The organism is Pseudomonas sp. (genome assembly GCF_050739655.1).
In the GTDB taxonomy this organism is placed as follows: domain Bacteria; phylum Pseudomonadota; class Gammaproteobacteria; order Pseudomonadales; family Pseudomonadaceae; genus Aquipseudomonas.
In genome coordinates, this window is the sequence record NZ_JBOIBY010000707.1 from 1 (window position 1) to 4,296 (window position 4,296).

Sequence of the window (4,296 nt, forward strand, 5' to 3'; positions counted from 1 at the left end):
CAAGCCAAACGCATCTGATCGACCGCTAGACCCTTTTAAGACGCCCGGCCGCGCCGGGCGTTTTTATTCCCGTCTGAAAAGTGCTTTTTTTCAATAGGTTACACATGAATCCTGACACTCCTCTTCAACTTCTGGGCGGCATCACGGCACGGGAATTCCTGCGCGACTACTGGCAGAAAAAACCACTGCTGATCCGTCAGGCGATTCCTGATTTCGAAAGCCCGATCGATGCCGACGAACTGGCCGGCCTGGCGCTGGAAGAAGAAGTCGAATCGCGCCTGATCATCGAAAACGGCGAGCGCCCATGGGAATTGCGCCGCGGCCCGTTTGCCGAAGACGAATTCAGCAAACTGCCTGAACGCGAGTGGACCCTGCTGGTTCAAGCCGTTGACCAGTTCGTGCCGGAAGTCAGCGAACTGCTGGAGAATTTCCGCTTCCTGCCAAGCTGGCGCATCGACGACGTGATGATCAGCTTCGCCGCCCCAGGTGGCAGCGTGGGTCCGCATTTCGATAACTACGATGTGTTCCTGCTGCAGGGCCACGGCAAGCGCAACTGGAAGATCGGCCAGATGTGCGACTCCGAAAGCCCGCTGCTGCAACACGCCGACCTGCGCATCCTGGCCGACTTCGAAGCGACCGATGAATGGGTTCTGGAACCGGGCGACATGCTGTACCTGCCGCCACGCCTTGCCCACTGCGGCGTAGCTGTCGATGACTGCCTGACGTACTCCGTTGGCTTCCGCGCACCGAGCGCCGCTGAAGTACTGACCCACTTCACCGACTTCCTCAGCCAGTTCCTGCCGGACGAAGAGCGTTACACCGACGCCGACGCCCTGCCTGCGGCGGACCCGCACCAGATCCAGCACGACGCCCTCGATCGCCTGAAAAACCTGCTCGCCGAACACATGAGCGACGAGCGCCTGCTGTTGACCTGGTTCGGCCAGTTCATGACCGAGCCACGCTACCCGGAACTGGTGGTCGGCCCGGAAGACCTCGAAGAAGAGGACGTTCTGGGCGCGCTGGAGCAAGGCGCCGTGTTGATCCGCAATCCGAGTGCACGCCTGGCCTGGTCGGAAGTCGATGACGACCTGCTGTTGTTCGCCAGCGGCCAGAGCCGCTATCTGCCGGGCAAACTGCGCGAGTTGCTGAAAATGATCTGCGCTGCCGATGCCCTGCACGTCGACAACCTCGGCCAATGGCTGAGCGACGAAGACGGCCGCGGCCTGCTGTGCGAGCTGGTCAAGCAAGGAAGCCTGGGGTTTGCCGATGAATAAGATTCACGTACGTGTCGCAAACTGGCAAAAGGACAACGCCGAGATCCGGCGCATTCGTGAAGCGGTATTCGTCGCCGAGCAGTCCGTTCCGCCAGAACTGGAATGGGATGCCGACGACGTGACTGCCGTGCACTTCCTGGCTTACGAAGGGGACTTTCCGATTGGCACCGCCCGCCTGCTGCCTGACGGTCACGTCGGCCGGGTGTCGGTACTCAAGGACTGGCGCGGCCTGAAAGTCGGCGACGCACTGATGCAAGCAGTTATCGGTGAAGCTGAAGAGCGCGGATTGAAGCAGCAGATGCTGAGCGCCCAGGTCCAGGCCACGGCGTTCTATGAGCGCTTGGGCTTCAACATGGTCAGCGAGGAGTTCCTGGAAGCAGGGATTCCGCATGTGGACATGGTTCGTCATTCGGTTTGAGACCGAGTCGCTGCATTCGACTTGCCCGCGAAGAGGCCCGCAAGACCAACACAAAACGCCCCGCCATTTTCGGATGTCGGGGCGTTTTGCTGTCTACGATTCAACTAGCGCCACAGGATGCCGACAAACTGGCAATATCAAACCATGCCTCACCCCCCTGTAGGAGCGAGCTCGCTCGCGATGAACTTGAGAACGCCGTGGGGTTTCAGGCTTCCCGCGTAATCGTTGACGACCATCGTCGGAACGCCGCCCGGACCAAGCTCGCTCCTACACAAATCACAATGGCGGAGATAACGGATATGTCCCTACGCACCCTGCTCACCACACTATTGGTGACCTTCAGTCTTTCGGCCATGGCAGCCACTGAAATCGTGCCACTTAACTACCACACCAGCGCCGACATGCTGCCCGTCGCACAGGACTTCATCGGCAAGGACGGACAAGTCAGCGCCTACGGGAATCAACTCATCGTCAACGCCGATCAGCGCAAGATCGACGAACTCAAGGCCCTCCTGTCGCAACTCGACACCGCACCCAAGCGCCTTCTGATCACCGTCGACACCAACGAAAACAACGTGCAGGGCGATCAAGGCTACCTGGTGAACGGTGCCAAGCCGAGCCAGACCCGCATCATCAGCCACAGCACCGCAAGTCGTGACGGCGGTATCCAGCAAATCCAGGCCACCGACGGCATGCCCGCACTGATCCAGGTCGGCCAGAGCGTGCCACTGACCAGCTCGCAAACCGACTCGTACGGCGACCTGCGCAGCCAGACCGAATACCGCAACGTCACTCAGGGTTTTTATGTCACGGCCAACGTCACCGGCGAAATCGTTCACCTGTCGATCAGCACCAACCGTGACCGCATGAGCCAGGAACGTCCCGATGTAGTGAATGTGCAAAGCACCGACACAACCGTCACCGGCCGACTGGGTGAGTGGATTCTGCTGGCCGGCGTGAATCGCCAGACACAGGCCGACAAACAGGCCATGACCCGCAACTATGCGACTCAGGGACGCGATGACATGACCCTGCGGGTGAAAGTCGATACTTTGGACTAAAGCACCAAAAACTGACTGAGGGGTCGTATTAGACCAAAGATGTAGTGCTTTAAAAAAAGCACTACAAAACGTTTGACGCGCAAAAAAAGCAAAGGCATGATGGCCTCGCTCCCGCTAATCAGGGGCCCTGGCAAGGGCCTTCGAGGCGATGTTCGCACCTACCCCCGCGAACCGCTTCGTGTCTGTACCGCCCACAAGGTGTGTTTGACGAGGTTGCCGACTGGAACGAAGTTGTCCCGAGGGACGGAAGCGTAATTAGGTAACCCGGCACCACACTGATGTTCGTACCAAGGCCCACGACGCCCGAATGCGCCCGCAGTTTCGCCTTTACCTGCTCACTTCCCCTCGAGCCCATCGTTCATCCCGTCGCCTCCCCGCCGAACCCGACTTGACCGCCTAAGCTTCTGGTCAGCGAGCGCAGGAATTTTCCACCGCAGAACAACTTTTCATAAAGACGCGACGAGGTTTATCTCCATGGCACTGACACGCGAACAGCAAATTGCAGCCCTCGAAAAAGACTGGGCTGAAAACCCGCGCTGGAAAGGCGTGACACGCACCTACTCTGCTGCTGACGTCGTCCGCCTGCGTGGCTCGGTTCAACCTGAGCACACCTTTGCAAAAATGGGCGCCGAGAAGCTGTGGAACCTGGTAACCCAGGGTGCCAAGCCAGCCTTCCGTCCTGAGAAAGATTTCGTCAACTGCATGGGCGCCCTGACCGGCGGCCAGGCTGTACAACAAGTCAAAGCCGGTATCCAGGCAATCTACCTGTCTGGCTGGCAAGTGGCTGCGGACAACAACTCCGCCGAATCGATGTACCCAGACCAGTCGCTGTACCCGGTTGACTCGGTTCCAACCGTGGTCAAGCGCATCAACAACTCGTTCCGTCGCGCTGACCAGATCCAGTGGAAAGCCGGCAAGAACCCGGGCGACGCTGGCTACATCGACTACTTCGCACCAATCGTGGCTGACGCTGAAGCCGGTTTCGGCGGCGTTCTGAACGCTTACGAGCTGATGAAGAGCATGATCGAAGCAGGCGCCGCTGGCGTTCACTTCGAAGACCAACTGGCTTCCGTGAAAAAATGCGGCCACATGGGCGGCAAGGTACTGGTTCCTACCCAGGAAGCTGTACAAAAGCTGACCGCTGCTCGCCTGGCTGCTGACGTTGCCGGTACTCCGACCATCATCCTGGCCCGTACCGACGCTAACGCAGCTGACCTGCTGACTTCCGACTGCGACCCGTACGACCAGCCATTCGTGACTGGCGAACGTACCCAGGAAGGCTTCTACAAAGTGCGCGCTGGCCTGGACCAGGCAATCGCTCGCGGCTTGGCATACGCTCCGTACGCCGACCTGATCTGGTGCGAAACCGCCAAGCCGGATCTGGACGAGGCTCGTCGCTTCGCCGAAGCGATCAAAAAGGAATACCCGGACCAACTGCTGTCGTACAACTGCTCGCCTTCCTTCAACTGGAAGAAAAACCTGGACGACGCGACCATCGCCAAGTTCCAGCGCGAACTGTCCGCCATGGGCTACAAGCACCAGT

Annotated in this window: 4 protein-coding genes; all 4 read left to right on the forward strand. The window is 59.3% G+C overall.

Going from position 1 to position 4,296, the window contains the following annotated elements; translation table 11 throughout:
* Positions 1-104: 104 nt before the first annotated feature.
* Positions 105-1,274: a JmjC domain-containing protein gene (locus tag ACRESJ_RS33640; protein WP_431761731.1), complete on the forward strand. Its 1,170-nt coding sequence runs from the start codon at positions 105-107 to the stop codon at positions 1,272-1,274.
* On the forward strand, positions 1,267-1,692 hold the full coding sequence (locus ACRESJ_RS33645) for a GNAT family N-acetyltransferase (protein WP_431761732.1): 426 nt from the start codon (positions 1,267-1,269) through the stop codon (positions 1,690-1,692). The genes ACRESJ_RS33640 and ACRESJ_RS33645 overlap by 8 nt, the downstream gene beginning before the upstream one ends.
* Before the next feature lie 299 nt (positions 1,693-1,991).
* Positions 1,992-2,753, forward strand: a complete 762-nt coding sequence (locus tag ACRESJ_RS33650; RefSeq protein WP_431761733.1) for a secretin N-terminal domain-containing protein — start codon at positions 1,992-1,994, stop codon at positions 2,751-2,753.
* 474 nt (positions 2,754-3,227) lie between these two features.
* A partial coding sequence (aceA, locus tag ACRESJ_RS33655) for an isocitrate lyase (protein ID WP_431761734.1) occupies positions 3,228-4,296 on the forward strand: 1,069 nt, incomplete at its 3' end.

Coding starts and splice junctions, on each gene's coding strand:
- ACRESJ_RS33640 (WP_431761731.1), top strand. CDS start 105: ATGAATCCTGACACTCCTCTTCAACTTCTGGGCGGCATCACGGCACGG.
- ACRESJ_RS33650 (WP_431761733.1), top strand. CDS start 1,992: ATGTCCCTACGCACCCTGCTCACCACACTATTGGTGACCTTCAGTCTT.
- ACRESJ_RS33645 (WP_431761732.1), top strand. CDS start 1,267: ATGAATAAGATTCACGTACGTGTCGCAAACTGGCAAAAGGACAACGCC.